This window comes from Serratia sp. PL7, assembly GCF_945957435.1.
Genome location: NZ_CAMFLB010000006.1, coordinates 238157 through 258042, shown reverse-complemented (window position 1 = coordinate 258042; position 19886 = coordinate 238157). Strand labels below are relative to the sequence as shown.

At 56.5% G+C, this 19886-nt stretch carries 12 protein-coding genes; 10 read left to right on the top strand and 2 right to left on the bottom strand.

What is annotated here, in order from left to right; genetic code table 11:
* The 6 genes from nuoI (at position 1) to nuoN (ending at position 6352) form a co-directional block, all read left to right on the top strand.
* On the top strand, positions 1–543 hold the full coding sequence (nuoI, locus tag N6G83_RS25455; RefSeq protein ID WP_021178518.1) for an NADH-quinone oxidoreductase subunit NuoI: 543 nt from the start codon (positions 1–3) through the stop codon (positions 541–543).
* Between the two features lie 13 nt (positions 544–556).
* Complete coding sequence (gene nuoJ, locus N6G83_RS25450; RefSeq protein ID WP_024529595.1) at positions 557–1117, top strand: NADH-quinone oxidoreductase subunit J; 561 nt, start codon at positions 557–559, stop codon at positions 1115–1117.
* Positions 1114–1416, top strand: coding sequence for an NADH-quinone oxidoreductase subunit NuoK (gene nuoK, locus N6G83_RS25445; protein WP_021178516.1), 303 nt, complete (start codon positions 1114–1116; stop codon positions 1414–1416). Before nuoJ ends, nuoK begins: the two co-directional genes overlap by 4 nt.
* A complete protein-coding gene (gene nuoL / locus N6G83_RS25440; protein WP_024529596.1) occupies positions 1413–3260 on the top strand; it encodes an NADH-quinone oxidoreductase subunit L in 1848 nt (615 codons plus the stop codon). Before nuoK ends, nuoL begins: the two co-directional genes overlap by 4 nt.
* 98 nt (positions 3261–3358) lie before the next feature.
* Positions 3359–4888 (top strand): NADH-quinone oxidoreductase subunit M, encoded by a 1530-nt coding sequence (gene nuoM, locus N6G83_RS25435; protein WP_211135527.1) that lies wholly within the window; start codon positions 3359–3361, stop codon positions 4886–4888.
* A 6-nt stretch (positions 4889–4894) separates the two neighbouring features.
* The gene (gene nuoN, locus N6G83_RS25430) at positions 4895–6352 is read left to right on the top strand and encodes an NADH-quinone oxidoreductase subunit NuoN (RefSeq protein ID WP_021805986.1); all 1458 of its coding nucleotides are present in this window, start codon (positions 4895–4897) and stop codon (positions 6350–6352) included.
* A gap of 56 nt (positions 6353–6408) precedes the next feature.
* Here nuoN and N6G83_RS25425 read toward each other — a convergent pair whose 3' ends face one another.
* A complete protein-coding gene (locus N6G83_RS25425) occupies positions 6409–7275 on the bottom strand; it encodes a LysR family transcriptional regulator (RefSeq protein WP_074028090.1) in 867 nt (288 codons plus the stop codon).
* Positions 7276–7522: 247 nt separating this feature from the next.
* Between N6G83_RS25425 and N6G83_RS25420 the strand changes: the two genes are divergently transcribed.
* From N6G83_RS25420 to elaB, 4 genes are all read left to right on the top strand, one after another.
* Complete coding sequence (locus N6G83_RS25420) at positions 7523–8386, top strand: DMT family transporter (protein ID WP_211135526.1); 864 nt, start codon at positions 7523–7525, stop codon at positions 8384–8386.
* Between the two features lie 137 nt (positions 8387–8523).
* A complete protein-coding gene (locus N6G83_RS25415) occupies positions 8524–9765 on the top strand; it encodes an MFS transporter (protein ID WP_199062422.1) in 1242 nt (413 codons plus the stop codon).
* Positions 9766–10000: 235 nt separating this feature from the next.
* Entirely contained in the window at positions 10001–10495 is a 495-nt protein-coding gene (locus tag N6G83_RS25410; protein WP_024529601.1) for a DUF1097 domain-containing protein, read from the top strand.
* Between the two features lie 143 nt (positions 10496–10638).
* On the top strand, positions 10639–10950 hold the full coding sequence (gene elaB, locus N6G83_RS25405) for a stress response protein ElaB (protein WP_024529602.1): 312 nt from the start codon (positions 10639–10641) through the stop codon (positions 10948–10950).
* Between the two features lie 198 nt (positions 10951–11148).
* Here elaB and N6G83_RS25400 read toward each other — a convergent pair whose 3' ends face one another.
* A complete protein-coding gene (locus N6G83_RS25400; RefSeq protein ID WP_211135525.1) occupies positions 11149–19800 on the bottom strand; it encodes a glycoside hydrolase family 94 protein in 8652 nt (2883 codons plus the stop codon).
* Positions 19801–19886 lie beyond the last annotated feature (86 nt).

The following is a 19886-nucleotide window of genomic DNA, read 5'->3' as shown; positions in this document are numbered from 1 at the left end:
ATGACATTGAAAGAGTTAGTGGTTGGTTTCGGCACCCAGGTGCGCAGCCTTTGGATGATTGGCCTGCACGCCTTCGCCAAACGCGAAACCCAGATGTATCCGGAAGAACCGGTTTACCTGCCGCCGCGCTATCGTGGCCGCATCGTGCTGACGCGCGATCCGGACGGTGAAGAGCGCTGCGTGGCCTGTAACCTGTGTGCGGTTGCCTGCCCGGTTGGCTGTATCTCCCTGCAAAAAGCAGAGCAGAAAGATGGCCGCTGGTATCCGGAGTTTTTCCGCATCAACTTCTCACGCTGCATTTTCTGCGGTCTGTGCGAAGAAGCTTGCCCAACCACCGCGATCCAGCTGACGCCGGATTTCGAAATGGGTGAGTTCAAGCGCCAGGATCTGGTGTACGAAAAAGAAGATCTGTTGATCTCGGGGCCGGGTAAATATCCGGAATATAACTTCTACCGGATGGCCGGTATGGCGATTGACGGCAAAGCCAAAGGCGAAGCCGAAAACGAAGCCAAACCGATCGACGTCAAAGGTCTGTTGCCTTAAGGAGCCAGCAAGCATGGAAATTGCCTTTTATCTGGCAGGGTTCATTGCGATTATCGCGACCATTCGCGTCATTTCGCATACCAATCCTGTGCATGCGCTGCTGTATCTGATCGTCTCTTTACTGGCGATCTCGGCAGTCTTTTTCTCACTGGGTGCCTACTTTGCGGGTGCTCTGGAAATCATCGTCTACGCCGGTGCCATTATGGTGCTGTTCGTGTTCGTGGTCATGATGCTCAACCTCGGTAACGCGGTGCAGCAGCAAGAGCGCGACTGGCTGAAGCCTTCCGTCTGGATTGGCCCTGGTCTGCTGTCACTGATCTTGCTGGTGGTGCTGATTGTGGCGATCCGCAGCGTGTCCGATCAGGGCATCACCGGTGAGATGGTGGACGCCAAAGCGGTCGGGATCAGCCTGTTTGGTCCTTACGTGCTGGCGGTTGAGCTGGCTTCAATGCTGCTGTTGGCGGGCCTGGTCGTTGCCTTCCACATTGGTCGTGAGCACAAACCGGGTGAAGTGTTCAGTAATACCCCGGCAAGCAGCGAAATGGCGAAAAGAAAATCGGAGGAGCAAGCATGATCCCTCTTCAACATGGGCTGATCCTGGCGGCGATCCTGTTCGTCCTGGGGCTGACCGGCTTGATGTTACGCCGTAACCTGCTGTTTATGCTGATCAGTCTGGAAGTGATGATCAACGCTGCGGCGTTGGCGTTTATCGTGGCGGGTAGCTATTGGGGCCAGACCGACGGGCAGGTGATGTATATCCTGGCCATCAGTCTGGCGGCAGCCGAGGCCAGTATCGGCCTGGCGTTGCTGCTACAGCTCTACCGTCGTCGGCATACCCTGGATATTGACACTGTCAGTGAGATGCGCGGATGAACCTATTATATTTAACTATTCTGCTACCGCTGATCGGGTTCCTGCTGTTGGCATTTTCCCGTGGCCGCTGGTCTGAAAACACCGCGGCTACCGTTGGCGTAGGGTCGATTGGCCTGGCGGCACTGGTCACAGTGTATGTGGCGATCGATTTTCTGGGTCAAAAAGCCGCTGGCGTGCAGCTGTATGAGCAAAGCCTGTGGAACTGGATGAGCGTTGGCGACTTCAACGTCGGCGTCACCCTGGTGCTGGACGGCCTGTCGCTGACCATGTTGTCGGTGGTCACCGGCGTTGGTTTCCTGATCCACATGTATGCTTCCTGGTACATGCGTGGTGAAGAGGGCTACTCCCGCTTCTTCGCTTACACCAACCTGTTTATCGCCAGCATGGTGGTATTGGTACTGGCAGACAACCTGCTGCTGATGTACCTGGGTTGGGAAGGCGTGGGCCTGTGCAGCTACCTGTTGATCGGCTTCTACTACAAAGATCCGGCCAACGGCGCGGCGGCCATGAAAGCCTTCATCGTAACCCGCGTGGGCGACGTGTTCCTGGCCATTGCGCTGTTCATCCTGTACCACGAGCTGGGTACGCTGAACATCCGTGAACTGATGGTGCTGGCTCCGCAGAAACTGGCGGTTGGCGATACGGCGTTGACCTGGGCAACCCTGATGTTACTGGGTGGCGCGGTCGGTAAATCGGCTCAGTTGCCGTTGCAAACCTGGCTGGCAGATGCGATGGCGGGTCCAACCCCGGTATCTGCATTGATCCACGCGGCAACCATGGTTACCGCAGGTGTCTACCTGATTGCCCGTATGCACGGCCTGTTCCTGATGACGCCGGAAGTGCTGAATCTGGTCGGTATCGTTGGTGGCGTTACGCTGCTGCTGGCGGGCTTTGCCGCGCTGGTGCAGACCGACATCAAACGCGTACTTGCCTACTCCACCATGAGCCAGATTGGCTATATGTTCCTGGCACTGGGTGTGCAGGCATGGGATGCGGCCATCTTCCACCTGATGACTCATGCGTTCTTCAAGGCGCTGCTGTTCCTGTCCTCCGGTTCGGTGATCCTGGCCTGTCATCATGAGCAGAACATCTTCAAGATGGGTGGCCTGCGCAAGAGCATTCCGCTGGTCTATGTATGCTTCCTGGTGGGGGGCGCGGCGCTGTCTGCTCTGCCTATCGTCACCGCGGGCTTCTTCAGTAAGGATGAAATCCTGGCGGGCGCTATGGCGAACGGCCACGTCAACCTGATGATTGCCGGTCTGATTGGTGCATTCATGACCTCACTGTATACCTTCCGCATGATCTTCATCGTGTTCCACGGCGAAGAGAAAATCAAAGCGCATGCGGGCAAAGGTATTACTCACCACCTGCCACTGTTGGTTCTGATGGTGCTGTCCACCTTCGTCGGCGCGATGATTGTACCGCCGTTGCAGGGTGTACTGCCGGAAACCACTGAACTGGCACACGGCAGCGTTCTGACGTTGGAGATCGCCTCTGGCGTGGTCGCTATCGTCGGGATCCTGCTGGCAGCTGCGCTGTGGCTGGGCCAACGTCGCCTGGTAAACAGCATCGCGAACAGCGCTCCGGGTCGTTTCTTCTCGACCTGGTGGTTCCATGCCTGGGGCTTCGACTGGCTGTATGACAAAGTGTTCGTCAAGCCATACCTGGGCATCGCCAAGCTGCTGCAAAGCGATCCGCTGAACTCGCTGATGAATCTGCCTGCGCTGTTCTCCCGCTGGGGGAACCGTGGCCTGACGGTGAGTGAGAACGGTCAGATCCGCTGGTATATCGCGTCTATGGGTGTGGGTGCAGTGCTGGTACTGGCTCTGTTGATTTTGGTTTAACTGAATAATTTAAACAGACGCATTTTGGGTTCGGCCCTTGTCGAACAAGGGCCCGATACAAGTTTTTTAGATTATTCATATAAGGGACACAAAACGCCATGCTATTACCTTGGCTAATTCTTATCCCCTTTATCGGCGGTCTGCTGTGCTGGCAGTGCGAGCGTTTCGGTACTAAGGCGCCGCGCTGGATAGCGTTGATCGCAATGGGGCTGACGTTGGCGCTTTCTCTGCAACTGTGGTTGCAGGGGGGCTATTCGTTGATAAAACCGCAGGGCGTGCCGCAGTGGCAGTCTGAGTTTATGTTGCCGTGGATCCCGCGCTTTGGCATCAGCATTCACCTGGCGCTGGACGGCCTGTCACTGCTGATGGTAGTGCTGACCGGTTTCCTGGGCGTGCTGGCGATCCTCTGTTCCTGGCGTGAAATCCAGAAGTATCAGGGCTTCTTCCACCTGAACCTGTTGTGGATCCTGGGCGGCGTGATCGGCGTGTTCCTGGCCATCGACCTGTTCCTGTTCTTCTTCTTCTGGGAAATGATGCTGGTGCCGATGTACTTCCTGATCGCCTTGTGGGGTCATAAGGCATCGGATGGTAAAACCCGTATCACCGCAGCAACCAAGTTCTTCATCTATACCCAGGCCAGCGGTCTGGTGATGCTGATTGCGATCCTGGGTCTGGTATTCGTGCACTACAATGCGACCGGTGTGTGGACCTTCAACTACGAAGATCTGCTGAGAACCCCGATGTCGCACAACGTTGAATACCTGTTGATGCTGGGCTTCTTCATCGCGTTTGCGGTGAAAATGCCGGTGGTGCCATTGCACGGCTGGTTGCCGGATGCGCATAGCCAGGCACCAACGGCGGGTTCTGTTGACCTGGCGGGGATCTTGCTGAAGACGGCGGCCTACGGCCTGCTGCGTTTCAGCCTGCCGCTGTTCCCGAACGCGTCCGCCGAGTTTGCCCCTATCGCCATGTGGCTGGGTGTGATTGGTATCTTCTACGGTGCCTGGATGGCGTTCGCGCAGACCGATATCAAACGTCTGATTGCCTACACCTCCGTTTCCCATATGGGCTTCGTACTGATCGCCATCTACACCGGTAGCCAGCTGGCTTACCAGGGCGCAGTGATCCAGATGATCGCCCACGGCTTGTCTGCCGCCGGTATGTTCATCATCTGTGGCCAGTTGTACGAACGTCTGCATACTCGCGATATGCGTCAGATGGGCGGCCTGTGGGGACGTATCAAGTACCTTCCTGCGCTGTCGCTGTTCTTCGCGGTGGCAACCCTGGGGATGCCGGGTACCGGTAACTTCGTCGGTGAATTCATGATCCTGTTCGGCAGCTTCCAGGTTGTGCCGGTGATCACCGTGATTTCTACCTTCGGTCTGGTGTTTGCTTCGGTTTACTCGTTGATCATGATGCAGCGTGCCTACTACGGCACCCCGAAATCTGATCAACCGTTGCCGGGCATGACCGCACGTGAACTGTTTATCATTCTGCTGTTGGTGGTACTGCTGGTGCTGCTGGGTGTTTATCCTCAGCCAATCCTCGATACCTCAAGTGCGGCGATGAGCAACGTGCAACACTGGTTTGGTCCGTCAGTTTCAGCAATTTCAACAACAAGGCCGTAATTCGCCATGACAATAACTCCTCAACAACTGATCGCACTGTTACCGCTGTTGATCGTCGGATTGACGGTGGTGGTTGTGATGCTGTGCATTGCGTGGCGACGCGACCACTTTATCAACGCCACCCTGACAGTGATCGGTCTTAACCTGGCGCTGCTTTCACTCTACTTTGTTGGCCAGGTAGGCCCAATGGACGTCACCCCGCTGGTGCGGGTTGACGGTTACTCGATGTTCTATACCGGGTTGGTGGTGCTGGCAAGTCTGGCAACCTGTACCTTCGCCTATCCATGGCTGGTGGGTTACCCGGATAACCGCGAAGAGTTCTACCTGCTGGTGCTGATTGCTACCATGGGTGGCATTCTGCTGGCGAGCGCCAACCACCTGGCTTCACTGTTCCTGGGTATTGAGCTGATCTCGCTGCCGCTGTTTGGTCTGATAGGTTATGCCTATCGCCAGAAGCGTTCGCTGGAAGCGGCCATCAAGTACATGGTGCTGTCTGCGGCGGCCTCGAGTTTCCTGCTGTTCGGCATGGCGCTGCTGTATGCCGAATCCGGTGACCTGTCACTGGCAGGCCTGGGCAAGAGCATGCAGGAGAACATGATGCATCAGCCGCTGATCCTGGCAGGCATGGGCATGATGATCGTCGGTCTGGGCTTCAAACTCTCCCTGGTACCTTTCCAACTGTGGACGCCGGATGTGTATCAAGGGGCGCCAGCGCCGGTCTCAACCTTCCTGGCTACTGCCAGCAAGATTGCGATCTTCGCCGTCGTGATGCGTCTGTTCCTGTACGCACCGGCTGCGGACAACGAAGCGCTGCGGATGGTGTTGTCTATCATCGCCGTCTGCTCGATCCTGTTCGGTAACCTGATGGCGATCAGCCAGACCAACATCAAGCGACTGCTGGGTTACTCCTCGATCGCTCACTTGGGTTATCTGCTGGTGGCGCTGGTTGCGGTGCAAACCCACCAGCTGTCGCTGGAAACCGCCGGGGTTTATCTGGCCGGTTACCTGTTCAGCAGCCTGGGTGCCTTCGGTGTGGTTAGCCTGATGTCCAGCCCGTACCGTGGTCCGGACGCCGACTCGCTGTTCTCCTATCGCGGCCTGTTCTGGCACAAGCCAATCCTGTCAGCGGTGATGACGGTGATGATGCTGTCCCTGGCCGGTATCCCGATGACGCTGGGCTTTATCGGTAAGTTCTTCGTGATTGCGATGGGCGTCAGTGCTCACCTGTGGTGGTTGACCGGTGCCGTAGTGCTGGGTAGTGCGATCGGTTTGTACTACTACCTGCGTGTGACCGTCAGCCTGTTCCTCAGTGCGCCTGAAACGCTGGTTCGTGATACGCCAAACAACTGGGCGTTGACCGCCGGTGGTGTGGTGGTGCTGATCTCTGCCGCGTTGGTGCTGTTGCTGGGTATCTACCCGCAGCCGCTGATCACGCTGGTGCAGATGGCACAGCCGATGTTCTGATTGATCTCGAGCTAGACAACAAGGGTCGCCAAATGGCGGCCCTTGTTTTTTGTGGGTTAGACGCTGTTAAACGAGTCTTCCAGTTCTTGAACTACCGCGCGTATTCTTGCCGTGTGTTGCAGATCCGGATGTAACACCAGCCAGATATCTACCCAGTCCTGATTCTCCGGGAGGATACGCACCAGATCGGGATCGCTATCGGCCAGGAAGCAAGAGAGCAGGCCGATGCCCAATCCGTTGCGCGTTGCCGAACGCAGTAACAGCTGTGAGTTGCATTGCAGCACCACATTTGGCTCATTTAGCGCTTCGCCGCCGAAGTTTTCCCAATGGCGCGGCACCAGGTCGCGTGGGAACATCAGCAAATCGTGGCCGCGCAGATGGTCGCCTTTACTCGGCGTTCCGTGTTGGTCCAGGTAACCCTGCGTGGCATATAATCCCATCTCAATAGTTGCCAGACGTTTGATGACCAGTTCATCAGATTCAGGGCGAGCACCACGGATAGCCAGATCGGCTCCGCGATAGGAGATGTCGGAGATATTGAGTGCCGTCACTAGCGTGATGGTGATATGCGGGTATTTCTCGCGCAGCCGTTTCAGTGCCGGTATCACAAAGGCCTCGGCCAAGGTATCGGTGGTGGCAATGCGCACCTCGCCCGCCAGGCTTTGATCGCCGCTGCTGGCTTTACGAGCGATAGCCTGAACCGCATTTTCCATCGCCAGCACTTCTGCCAGCATGGCTTCACCCAGCGGGCTGAGCGAGAAGGATTTTGGCGTGCGAATAAACAGCTTTGAACCCAACGCCTGTTCGAAAGCGGTGATCCGCCGCCCAACGGTAGCTTGATCGACGTGAAGCTCATGGGCGGCCTTGCGTAACGTACCGCAGCGTGCCACCGCCAGGAAGAAGCGTGCATCATCCCAATTCATTGTGCAGTGTCCTTGGTGGCATCCGATTTATTTTGACCGCCAGCGGCGGTTGAGAGAGTTATTATCTGGTAAGTGGTAAGTAAATGCATCTGCGTGAGGTTGTGGAGCAAGCTTATTTGTAGCAGGCAATCCATTTTGCGCAAAAATACTGGTATTCTTGGTTGGTGTCGCTAACACATTTCCGACGGTGAAAGCCGCCGAGCAAGGGATTATCTGCAGGCCGGCTGGGCCGCATTCTGGGGAAATCATGGTTGCTTTATGGATGGTCGCTGCCAGCGTGTTCTTCGCGCTGATGGGGGCCTGCATCAAACTGGCTTCGGCCAAGGTCGGTTTCTTCGATATTATTTTTTACCGCTCTCTGATCAACGTGGCCATCGTGGCGGCGCTGATAAAAATCAAAAATATCGGTTTTCGTACCCGCCATCTTGGCTTGCACATGAAGCGTGCCGCGATTGGCAATGCGGCCATGTATTGCGGCTTCTATGCGCTGATCCATCTGCCTATCGCCACCGCAACCACGCTGGGCTATACCAATCCGATTTTCCAATCGGTGATCACCTTCGTCACGGCCAGAGGTCAACTGACCGGCAGGTTGCTGTTCTCGGTGCTGTTGGGCTTTGTGGGCATCCTGATTCTGTTGCGTCCAGATGTACCGAGCGGGGAATATACCGCCACCCTGATTGGCCTGCTGTCTGGGTTGCTGACGGCGTTGGCCTATTTCAACGTCGGCAAACTGGTGCGTACCGGGGAGCCTGAGCTGCGTGTGGTGTTTTACTTCTCGCTGGTCGGAACCTTGTTCGGCGTGGTGATGAGTTCGATTGTCGGATTCGCGGCGTTGGATGCGACCAGTTTGCTTTACGTTTGCGCTATCGGTGTATTCGGTAGCCTGGGGCAGATCACTATGACCCGCGCCTATGGCGGTGGCAATGCGGTCACCGTCGGCATTCTTTCCTACAGCACGATCATTTTCTCCACGCTGCTCGGCTACCTGATTTTTGCCCAGACCCTGTCGTTTATTGCCGCGGCGGGCATGGTGCTGATCATCCTTTCCGGAGCGTTGGCCATTTTGCGCCGTACACCTGCGAAAAAGGTAGCAACGGCTTCGGTGTGATTTTGCCGCCGGCCACCTGCAACAATGCATCATAGTGCTGCATTGTTGGTGGTTTGGGCGGTCAGCTCTGAACGGTATGATGAGCGCCTGATATTTTGCGGGTGAGGTGATTTGCCTGCGTATTTAGGGAGAAAATCATGACCGACGGTGTAGCCGCTGATAAAACCGCGCGAGCCAATACGACTTCCTCGGCTGGAGCCATTGTGCTGTTTCTGGCACTGGCATTGATGTCGGCACTGCTCAACAGCAGTGCGCCAACGCCGCTTTATCCCTTGTACCAACAGCAACTGGCACTGACGTCGGTCAGCTTGACCCTGATCTACGGGGCCTATGCTGCTGGCGTACTGATTTCCCTGTTCGCCGTGGGCAACCTGGCTGGCAAGGTAAAAGATTTACGCAGCATGATCGTCCCGGCGCTACTGGTGGTGTTGCTGGGGGCATTGCTTTTTGCCCTGGCCGATTCATTTTCTCTGCTGCTGATGGCTCGCTTGCTGGCCGGGGTAGGCACAGGGGCGTTGACCGGTGCGGCAAATATTGCGTTGGTGCGTTTTGGCCCAGCGGACGGCGGCAAGCAGGCGGCGTTAATTGCTACCCTGTCCTTTACTGCCGGGTTGGCATTGGGGCCGATTTTTAGCGGTATAGCGTTGCAGACCGGTTTTCATACCACCTCAATGCCGTTTGTGATCATCATGGTGGTAGCAACGATGGCCGCTTTGGGGATTATGCTGAGCTGGCCTGCGCGCGTGGTGGTCAAAGCTAGCGTCAGTTTGGCAGAGGAGGCAGGGGCAGGGGAAAATACCTTGGCTGCGGGCCTGCGTGCGACCGGGAGCCGATTCTTGGTGTGTGCCGGTGCGCTATTTATCTGCTGGGCATTGGCTGCCAGCATTCTGGCTATCGGCCCCAACGTGGCGGAAACGCTGTTGGGCATGCAAAACCGCAGCAGTTTCGGCTACGTGATTGCGGTCTACCTGCTGATTGCCGGAGCCAGCCAGATCCTGAGCCGCCAAATTAATGCGCGGCATTCGCTGATGTTTGGCTGCCTGGCACAGGCGTTAGCGGTGGTGGTATTTGCCGAAGCCATTCAGATCCATTCGCTGGGGCTGGCCGCTGCGGGGATGGTTATTGCCGGTTATGCTTACGGAGCCATCTTTGTCGGCAGTGCGACACTGGTTAACCTGATTTCACCCAAAGCCAGCCATGCACGCCTGATCTCACTGTTCTATGTGATTGCTTATGTTGCCAACTGGGTGCCTATTTTGCTTGGCAGTATCATCGATCATGCCAGCCTGCAACTGGCGGTTAACCTGCTATTTCTGGTCAGCGCCATGGTGTGTGTAGGGTTGGGCATATGGGTTACGCGAGTGGGCTTCCCGCGCTGAACCTGGTTATTTTTTAACGTTGCTGGTCGATGGTAGATCGGTATTACCGCGTTAACTCAGTAATGTGGCTACAGGTATTCACGCCTTACATGATGAAAAAACACGCTATTTTTGTGATTAAAATCTCATTATTGTGATTTTCATATATCAAATTGCATTTTATATGTGATTTTTATCACATATGACGGTCTGGTTTCGCGTAAACTAGGTGGATTATTTTTAGCGGATCAGGATTATGAACGTCATTTTTGCCATTGCGGTAACTACCGGTATTCTCTCCGGAGTATGGGGCTGGGTTGCCATCAGCCTTGGGCTAATCAGTTGGGCGGGCTTTCTTGGCTGCACGGCCTATTTTGCCTGCCCGCAAGGTGGCCTAAAGGGCCTGGCGATCAGCACACTGACCTGTATGAGCGGCGTGTTCTGGGCGATGGTCATTATTCACGGCAGCGCGTTGGAACCCGCCTGGAGCATTCTGGGCTACCTGCTGACTGGCGTTGTCGCCTTCCTGATGTGCATTCAGGCCAAACAGCAATGGCTTGGTTTTGTTCCCGGGACTTTTATTGGTGCCTGCGCCACCTTCGCCGGTGACGGTAACTGGTCATTGATCACCGCCTCACTGCTGGTCGGGCTATTGTTTGGCTACGCGATGAAAAACAGTGGCTTGTGGCTGGCCGCACGCCGTAAATCCCCCTCTGTAGCGCTGGCCAAACAGGCTTCCACTGACGCCTGAAAGGGCGTCAGTTTCTTGTCCTGCCTCCTTTTTCATCAACATTCCGATGGCGTGTATTCAGGTCGTGTCCTACCATGGGACTACGACCAAGGGTTGTTGATGGCTAAGCAACGTTGAATTGACTACTAACGGAGAGCTTAAAGATGGCGAAAAACCGAGACGAGAACCAAACGACGCTGGATGACGATCTGAGAATGCTGAGCGACACGCTACAAGACGTGTTGGATTACTCTGGCGATCGAGCCGATCAGGCCTATACGGATATCAAATCCCATGCCGAGCGGGCGCTAAAAGACGTAAAGTCGCGCCTGGCGAATAGCTCGGAGTGTTACTACGTGCGGGCGAAAGAGGTGGCATGTCGCGCCGATGACTATGTCCGTGGCAAACCTTGGCACAGTGTCGGCATTGGTGCCACAGTAGGTTTGGTGCTTGGGCTATTGCTGGCCCGTAAGTAAAACTAGTAAGGCAGTGGAAGCTGCTGAATAGTGTCACAGGAAGGAGTCATGCAGAACGCCGAAACGCCGTAAACCCGTCCTTGGGGCTCGCAATCGCGCATCCCTGCGCTCAACGGTCGGCTAACCTGCAATGACTCCCTCCTGTCTCAAGCTTCGGGTGTAGCGGTATTAAACACCGCTATTTAGCTACTGTGTCCCTTATTGCTTTCCCAGAATTACCTCCACCTGGTAGGTTTTAGCCTCATCAGCCAAGTTAATCACCGCTTCCTGCTGCAACACACCATCAATAATCACCTGCGTTTCTCCTTCCCCTTGGCGCAGGGTGAAGTGATATTCGCTCTCCCCTTCACGATAGGTTAGGGTGACCGGCGGCCAATCTGCCGGTAAGCGGGTGTGGATGGAAAGCGTATTGCCGTGGCGTTTTAGCCCCAACAGCGACTCGACGATCAGCCGATACATCCAGCCCGCCGAGCCGGTATACCAGCTCCATCCCCCACGCCCAACGTGTGGGGTGACCGCGTAAATATCGGCAGTGGCGACATAAGGTTCGACCTTGTAGCGTTCCGCTGCGGTGCTATCCAGGCTGTGGTTGATGGGGTTAATCAGCGCCATCAATTCCCAGGCGCGCTCGATATTGCCCATCTCGGCGAACGCCATCACCGCCCATACCGCCCCGTGAGTGTATTGACCGCCGTTTTCCCGCACGCCGGGCAGGTAACCCCGGATGTAGCCAGGGTTCGGGCCGTTGCCGTCAAAAGGTGGGGTCAGCAGTTTGATGATGCCGGCCTGGTCGTCCACCAGGTGCTTATCCAGAGATTGCATTGCCTGTGCGCTGCGATCTTTGTCACCCGCACCGGAAAGGATCGACCAACTCTGGGCTATGGCATCAATGCGGCATTCCGCCGCTTGGTGTGAACCCAAGGGTTCTCCGCTATCGAAGTAACCACGGCGATACCATTCGCCATCCCAGGCGTTATTGTGCAGGTTGGCGCGCAGTTTTTCTGCCTCCTCGCGGCACAGTTCCGCCAGCTCCTGATCGCCGCGGTGGGTGGCCAGTTTGCCGTAGCGTTGCAGAATATAGAACAGGAAGAAGCCCAGCCAAACGCTCTCGCCTCTGCCTTCCAATCCCACCATGTTCATGCCGTCGTTCCAGTCACCGGCCCCCATTAGCGGCAAGCCATGCTCGCCAAAGGTCAGGCCATGCTTCAGCGCCCTGGCCCCGTGGAGATACAGGCTTTCCTGTTTCGGGCTGATGCCCGGCTGTTCATAAGAAGACTCCTCACCTGGTGCCAGTATACGGGCCTCCAGATAACCCACCTGTTCTTCGAGGATCGATGAGTCGTCCGTCGCGTCGAGGTAGTGGCAAATCGCCAACGGCAACCACAGGTAATCATCGGAGCAGCGGGTGCGCACCCCGTTGCCCTGTGGTGGATGCCACCAGTGCTGAACGTCGCCTTCAACAAACTGGCGCGAAGCACACAGCAGGATCTGCTCACGCATCCGCTCAGGCAAGGCATGCGTCAGGGCCAAGGTATCCTGGAGCTGATCGCGGAAGCCAAATGCGCCGCCGGACTGGTAATAACCGCTGCGTGCGTGAATGCGACAGGAGAGGGTTTGATACAGCAACCAGCCGTTAGCCAGCAGGTTAACCGCTGGATGAGGCGTACCGATCTGCACCTTGTTGAGGATCTTGTCCCAATGGGCATCGACCTGCTGCAATTCGTGTTGCAAAGCCTCCTCGTTGAGGTACTGGCGCAGCAGGGATTCGGCTTCGTCGCCATCCTGTCCCAGGCCAAGCGCAAACACAAAGCTGCGCTGATCGCCATCGATCATGCTGATGGCCGATTGCACCGCGCCACAGGGATCCAACCCGGCACCGGTCTTGCCGGATAACCGCCGCAGCTTAAGCACGGCAGGAGCGGCCAACGAACCGTTACGGCCAATGAATTCCCGCCTATCGCCAGTGACCGAACAATGGACTCCGGTAACGCCGAAGAACGCAGTACGTGGCGATCCGCTGCTGGTGTAATGGTTGGTGGCGAGGATGCCACAGCCGCCAGGCGGGGTGGCTACGCGGGTGACCACGTGCATGGCCGATTTCTGGCGTAAATCACCGAGGATCAGCTCGGCATAGCCGGTAGTCGAAAGCTTACGCGTACGGCCAGAGGTGTTGGTGAGCGTCAGAAGGAACAGTTTTACCGGGGCGTCTTTGGCAACCAGCATCGTCAACTGGCTGTCGATACCGCCTTCCCGGTGTTCAAACACGCTGTAACCAAAACCGTGACGCGTCAGGTAATGGCCGCGCCCACGGGCGGGCAGCGGCGTTGGTGACCAGACGTGACCACTTTCTTCATCACGCAGATAGAAAGCCTCACCGCTGCGATCGCTGACCGGATCGTTATCCCAAGGCGTCAGGCGGTATTCATGCGCATTCTCATACCAGGTGTAGGCTTGGCCGCTTTCAGAGATCACCGAGCCGAACATCGGGTTGGCGATAACGTTTGACCACGGAGCCGGCGTCACCTTGCTTTCGTTCATGGCGATTATATATTCGCTACCATCCTCCGAGAATCCGCCAAACCCGTTGTAGAACTGGAGCTTGTCGATAATCGGCAACTGCGGTGAATGCAGATTACGCGGCAAATTGGCCATGGTCGCCAGTTTGGAGGAGGCAGTCGGCGGCCCCAATGGCTGTTGCAGCGTTTGCGGCAGTTGCAACCTTTGGTTGAGTTGCTCCGTCAGGCCACCGCGGCGGTCATCCAGATAGATCCGCGCTACGCTCAGCAGCAAGGTGTGATCCTCCGGTGACATATGTTCACTGGAGCGTACGAAGATCCCTCCGGGTTTGTCCGTCAGGGAAGACTCCATCCCGGCGGCGATCAGCCCCATGATCCGATTTTGCAGATCTTGCCGGTAACCACCGGAATCCTCATTGAGGATCACCAGGTCGACCAGCAATCCTTTCAGTCGCCAGTAGTTGTGTGCCTGAATGAGCTGTTGCACCAGCCCGATATTCTCAATGTCGGTGACGGACAGCAGCACGATCGGCAGATCGCCGGAAATCGAATAGCCCCACAGGCCGGACTGTCCGCGGCGGTTATTGATGATTTCATTGCTGGCGGCACGCATTTCCTGCGCCGGGAACACCACCGCGCTGGCCAGGCGGTTAAACAGATTGGCGTCTTCTTCGTTGGCGTTCAACTGGCGCAACACCACCTGACTGTGCGACCAGGCGAGTTCGAAAATACGGTCGGCCATATGGCGGTCGCGGTACTTCTCCAACATCGCCAGGCTGGTGGCGCGGTCTTCACACACGCCGTAGAAGATATCCAGCGTCAGCGGCACGTTGGGTTCCAGCCGGATCCGCTGACGGATGGCGATGATCGGATCGATCACCGGCCCGGCGCTATTGGTCAGGGGTTGATTCTGATATAGCGCCTGCGGGTTGGCTGCCGTGCGGCCACGGCCGATAAACTTGGCCCGGTCGGTTTCAAAGGACGTTTTGCTGCTGGAACCTTGGACCGACATCATATGCAGCAACCACGGCGATTTTTCTTTCGGCTCACGCGGGCGGCGATGGCACAGAATGGCATCCTGTTCCTGCAACAGCTCGGTTTGGACAAACAGATTACTGAACGCCGGGTGGGCCAAATCGTTGCTGGCCGGGGCCAGCACCACTTCAGCATAGCTGGTGATCTCAATGGTCCGCGGCTGTTTGCCCCGGTTCACCAAGGTTAAGCGCCGCAGTTCGATGTCGTCCTCAGGGGAGATCACCACCTGGGTTTTCACCGACAGCAGCCCCTGCTTGCGTTGGAATTCTGCCCCGGCATCGTTGAAGACGGCGCGATAGCCGCCTTTCTCGGTGTCGCCGGTAGGGTGCCAGGTATTGCTCCACACTTCACCGGTTTGCGGATCGCGCAGGTAGCAGAATGCGCCCCAGTTATCGCAGGTGGCATCCTCACGCCAGCGGGTCAGCGCCAGATTTTGCCAGCGGCTGTAGCTGCCGCCGGTTTGGGTGATCATCAGATGGTAGTTGGCATTCGACAGCAGCTGTACTTCCGGGATCGGTGTATCCACACGGGTGAACTCACGCGCGGCGAAGCTGGCCGGTGTAATCGCGCCGTCATGGGTTTCGAAGTGGCGGCGGGTGCTGTACAGCTCAACCGCATCAGGCACCCGTTCCTGCAACAGCAAGCGGGTTGACTGGAAGGCGGGGTAACTGGCAAAGCGTTTCACCATCGGTGCATCCAGCAGCAGGTGTGACAGCGCCAGGAAACTCATCCCCTGGTGGTGAGCCATATAGGAACGAACAATGACATACAACTGCCCCCGGCTGAGGCGTGAAGTGGTGTAGTCCAGCGCTTCATAGAAGCCATAACGGCCCTTGGCACCGTTTTTTTCCAGCTCCACCAGGTTGCTGCAGGCACTGTCCGGATCGACAATCAGCGCCATCATGGTGGCGTAAGGGGCGATCACCATGTCGTCACCCAGCCCACGCCGCAGCCCTAACCCCGGCACACCAAAGGCGTGATACTGGTAGTTTTGTAAAGCGTCAAAGCCGAAGTAACCGGACTCGGAAATCCCCCACGGTACACCGCGCTCCTTGCCCCAGGCAATTTGCCGCTCGACTGCAGAGCGGCACATTTGCACCAGCAACGTATCGGGATAGGCCGGCATCACCAGTTGTGGCATCAGGTATTCAAACATTGAGCCGCTCCAGGACATCAGCGCTGGCTCCTTGTCGATCACCGTAAACAGCCTGCCTAACGCAAACCAGCTACGTTGCGGAATTTGGTTGGTGGCAATCGCTACATAGTTGGTCAGGCGGATTTCCGAGGCCAGCAGATCGTATTTACCACTGTCGGCACGGTTTTGATCGCAGTTGAAACCGACGGTCAGTAAATGGGTGGCTTCGTCATACAGGAAGCTGAAGTCCATTTGCGCCATTGCTGTCAGGCGCCGTGCCAACTGCGCCAACTGTTCGAGGCGTTCCGCTGCCAACTGCTGCACGGCATCCAACTGTGTTTGCTGTTCAGTCGACAGCGTTAGCCGTTCAGGTGGGTTGGCCAACCAATGCAAGCTAGGGATTTGTTCCAGCTCCGGTATGCTGTCGCTCAGCCAGCTAAACCATAATGCCCATTCGGTGCACAGATCGTTGAGCTGCTGGTGCAGGTTACCGGCCCAGCGTTTGACCTCGTCGCCTTGTTGCAGAGCAGGTTCCTGCAATCCGTTACAGTGGTTACGCATTTCATTGAGTTCAGCCTGTAGTGCCGCCGGATGGGCATTTTGCGCCTGTTCCCAGTGTTTACGCAGCTTGGTTAATCCTTTCGGTGCGGCGTTACCCCAGTGCTGCTCCAGTATCAGCAACGTATCTTCCACTCCGGCCAGAATGCGGGCTGGTTCGATAACTGGCTGTATAGTCAATGCTGGCAGGCCAGAGCTGAGGGTCAGCAGGTGGCCCGCGAAATTACCGCTATCCACGCTTGAAACATAACGTGGATTCAGGGGCTCCAGGGTGCGCGTGTCGTACCAGTTGTACAGGTGACCGCGATAATGCTCCATGCGATCGAGCGTATTCAACGTCAGGGTAATACGCTGCAAGGCTGCACTGAGGGTGATATAGCCGAAATCATAGGCGGTGAGGTCGGCCAACAACGCCAGCCCGATATTGGTGGGTGACGTGCGGTGCGCAACTACCGGCTCTGGAATTTCCTGGTAGTTATCCGGCGGTAGCCAGTTTTCCTGCTGGGTGACAAAGGTAGCGAAAAACTCCCAGGTTTCGCGGCTGCTCTGGCGTAGGAAGCGGCGCTGGCGATCGTCGATGGCTGTTTTGCTGCGCTGTGGCTCCAGGCTGAGCGAATAAAGCAGGTACGGTGACAGGATCCACAAGGCGGCTAGCGGGATAGCGGCTAACAGCGCTATCGGACTGGAAAAGGCGGCCAACAGCAACAATGAAACGCCAGCAAACGGGTTGATCCACAGGTTGCGGTAAAAATTCGCCAGCGTGACGGTCAGATGGTGTTTGGATCGGTCGAAGCTGGTCCACTCTTGCAGATTACGTTTGCTGATCAACAAACGCCACAGGGTGATGCCAATAGCCTTCAGGCTGTACCAGGCTTCATGAGGTAGCTCGGCCAGACGCAGACCAATCTGACACAGCCGATGCAGTGAACCCTTCAGTGCCAGCTGTAAGTGCTGAATAACGGGCCGACGCGGGGGCTTACGCACCACATCCTGCAACAGCGCCAGCAGCGTGGGCAACAGCAGAATAATGACGAACACCGCCAACCAGTATGCGGTATCCGATAGCCAGGTTAAGCCAAAGAACAGCAGCAACAGGAAGCAGGGGGCTACCAGGCTGCGGCGTAGGTTATCGAACAGTTTCCAACGTGACAAAGGGCTTAATGGGTTAGCGGCCCGCGAACCGTCTTCAGTGGTGACCCGGGGCAGCAACCAGTTCAATAGCTGCCAATCGCCGCGGATCCAGCGGGTGCGGCGGGCAACATCGACCAGATAGTTGCTCGGATACTGCTCATAGAGCAAGACGTCGCTCAATAAACCGGAACGGGCATAGCAACCTTCCAGCAGATCGTGGCTTAACACCAGGTTTTCTGGGCAGGTGCCCTTCAGGCTGTGGGAGAAGACGTCAACATCATAAATCCCTTTGCCGATAAACGAGCCTTCGCCAAACAGATCCTGATAGATATCTGAAGCCATCTGGGTATAAGGATCGTTGCCCGGCGTACTGCTGCAAAGGGCGGCGTAACGGCTCTGGCCATAAGTGGGGATCTCTTCGGCCATGCGGGGTTGCAGGATGGCATAACCCTCCACCACCCGTTGCAGCTTGGCATCATACTGGGGTTGATTCAGGGGATGGGCCATGGCGGCGATCAGCCGATGTGCGGTTTCACGCGGTAGCACGGTATCGCTGTCCAGGGTGATTACGTATTTGACGTTTTTCAGCACCTCCAGCCCTTGGCCAATCTGGGTGGTAAACGCATTGCCACGGTTGCGCAGCCAATCGTTCAGCGCGTTCAGCTTGCCACGTTTACGCTCCAACCCCATCCAGCTCTGCTGTTTCTCATTCCATTGGCGATCGCGATGGAACAGGAAAAAGTGGCTTGGCCCTTCGCAGGCATACTGCGCATTGAGCTCGCTCATCTTTTGGCTGGCATAGGCCAGCAGTTCGGCATCGTCGGGGTGTTGTTGTCGAGGCGAGTCATTAAAGTCGGTGAGCAGGGCAAAATGCAGGTGCTTCATGGCATTGCCCAGGTAGCAAACCTCCAGCGTGTTGATCAACTGGTCAATGCCCGGCTTGCTGCTTATCAGCGTAGGAATGGCAACCAGCGTGCGGAACTCTGCCGGGATACCACAGGAAAAATCCAGCCTTGGCAGCGGCTGCGGAGAACGGCTACGGGTGGTGATCTCACTGAGCAGACTAATGACGAACTGAGCGAGCACCATCCCCAAGGGGAACAGCAAGATCAACAATCCCCAGGTGAGCCCGGTTTGGTGGGCATGGCGTAACAGCAAGGCCCAGCAGGCCGTTGTGAGCAGGCTGATGCTGCCCAGCCAGGAAAGCAGTGGGGATTGGCTGAGCGCCTGGCGGATGCGCGTAATACGGCTAAGCCGAACGTCGAGCTGTTGTTCTAACTGCGTGCGCCCATGGTCAATCAGGTAATAGCCGATGTGATGAGTACGTGGATCGTTGCGGGGATCTTCGGCGGCGATCCGAGCCATATTCAGAGCGTGTTGCGCTACTTCAACCTCGTTATAAGAACAGTGGCGAGCCAGCCTCTCGATCACATGACGATAGTTGTCTCGGGTATCGAAATGCATTAAAGGATAAATCCCGGTTGGGTCTTCGCGCAGCGTCTGATCGACCTTGCTCATGGTCTCAACAAATTCCGCCCAATCCATTTCACTCAGTTGCCGCAGGCCAGCGATACTGTTGCTGACGGAAAGTTGGCTGACCGCAAGTTGTTGGTTGAAACGATGGATAAGCTCATCGGAGGTCAGGCTGACTTCGGCCAGGCGTTGCTCAACCCAGGTCAGCGGTAGCGCCAGCATGGTCCCGTGCCCCTGTAGACGACGCACCAGTTCTGCTACGAAGGCGCTGGTGCGGGGCGGGTTGGAGCGTGCCATATCGGCAATGACAATGATCAGATTGGCCGGATCGTTTTCCGCCGACTCCAGCATTTTGGTCACCCAACTATCGGCCAGGCTGCGCTCTTCTTGCGCCTGGGCCACTTCTACCGCCACGCGGCGCAGGTTCTCAATCAGCGCCAGCCTCAGCATGCCCGGCAACGCCCAAAGCTCACCCAGGGTCAGATTGGCCTCTTTTTGGTAGGCGGCAATATAGCGCGTCAGGCTCTCGGCATCCCATCGCCCGTCGCCGTGAGCAATAGCTTCGGTGGCGATATCGAAAATTCGTGGGCAATTGTGCGGGGCGGCTAACTGTGGCAGCCCACGCCCGAAGGTTTTCGGCAGATGGTGCCGAACGACGCGGATCTGCTCCTCGATAAGATAAAAATTATCCAGCAGCCAGTCGCCCGCCGGGGTCATAGTGTTTTTCTTATCGTTGCTCAACCTGCGGCAACTGTCCGTCAATACCCGCTCGTTGTTATCGAGACGTTTGAGCAAATAGTAGGGCGTTTTATGAGTTGCCAGTTTATGGGAGCGTGCCAGGCGCTGGCCGTAGCGTTCCATTTGATCGACCGAAAACAGCTCTGCCTTGATGTTGCTGGCGGGAGGGGTTTCTGCAGTAGCCCGATTATGCCGTAAGGGCAACCGGGCCACTTTGGGACGGCGACGCTGCTTCTTTAACCAATTGATAAGTATTTCTTTCACGCAAAAAGCTCCTTACATCTGACCCAAAGGACAGCGGGTTAATACCGTTGGGAGGCTGTGAACATCTTGATTTAACTATCGATTTG

Coding starts and splice junctions, on each gene's coding strand:
- nuoI (WP_021178518.1), top strand. CDS start 1: ATGACATTGAAAGAGTTAGTGGTTGGTTTCGGCACCCAGGTGCGCAGC.
- N6G83_RS25425 (WP_074028090.1), bottom strand. CDS start 7,275: ATGAATTGGGATGATGCACGCTTCTTCCTGGCGGTGGCACGCTGCGGT.
- nuoJ (WP_024529595.1), top strand. CDS start 557: ATGGAAATTGCCTTTTATCTGGCAGGGTTCATTGCGATTATCGCGACC.
- nuoM (WP_211135527.1), top strand. CDS start 3,359: ATGCTATTACCTTGGCTAATTCTTATCCCCTTTATCGGCGGTCTGCTG.
- nuoN (WP_021805986.1), top strand. CDS start 4,895: ATGACAATAACTCCTCAACAACTGATCGCACTGTTACCGCTGTTGATC.
- elaB (WP_024529602.1), top strand. CDS start 10,639: ATGGCGAAAAACCGAGACGAGAACCAAACGACGCTGGATGACGATCTG.
- N6G83_RS25410 (WP_024529601.1), top strand. CDS start 10,001: ATGAACGTCATTTTTGCCATTGCGGTAACTACCGGTATTCTCTCCGGA.
- nuoK (WP_021178516.1), top strand. CDS start 1,114: ATGATCCCTCTTCAACATGGGCTGATCCTGGCGGCGATCCTGTTCGTC.
- N6G83_RS25415 (WP_199062422.1), top strand. CDS start 8,524: ATGACCGACGGTGTAGCCGCTGATAAAACCGCGCGAGCCAATACGACT.
- nuoL (WP_024529596.1), top strand. CDS start 1,413: ATGAACCTATTATATTTAACTATTCTGCTACCGCTGATCGGGTTCCTG.
- N6G83_RS25420 (WP_211135526.1), top strand. CDS start 7,523: ATGGTTGCTTTATGGATGGTCGCTGCCAGCGTGTTCTTCGCGCTGATG.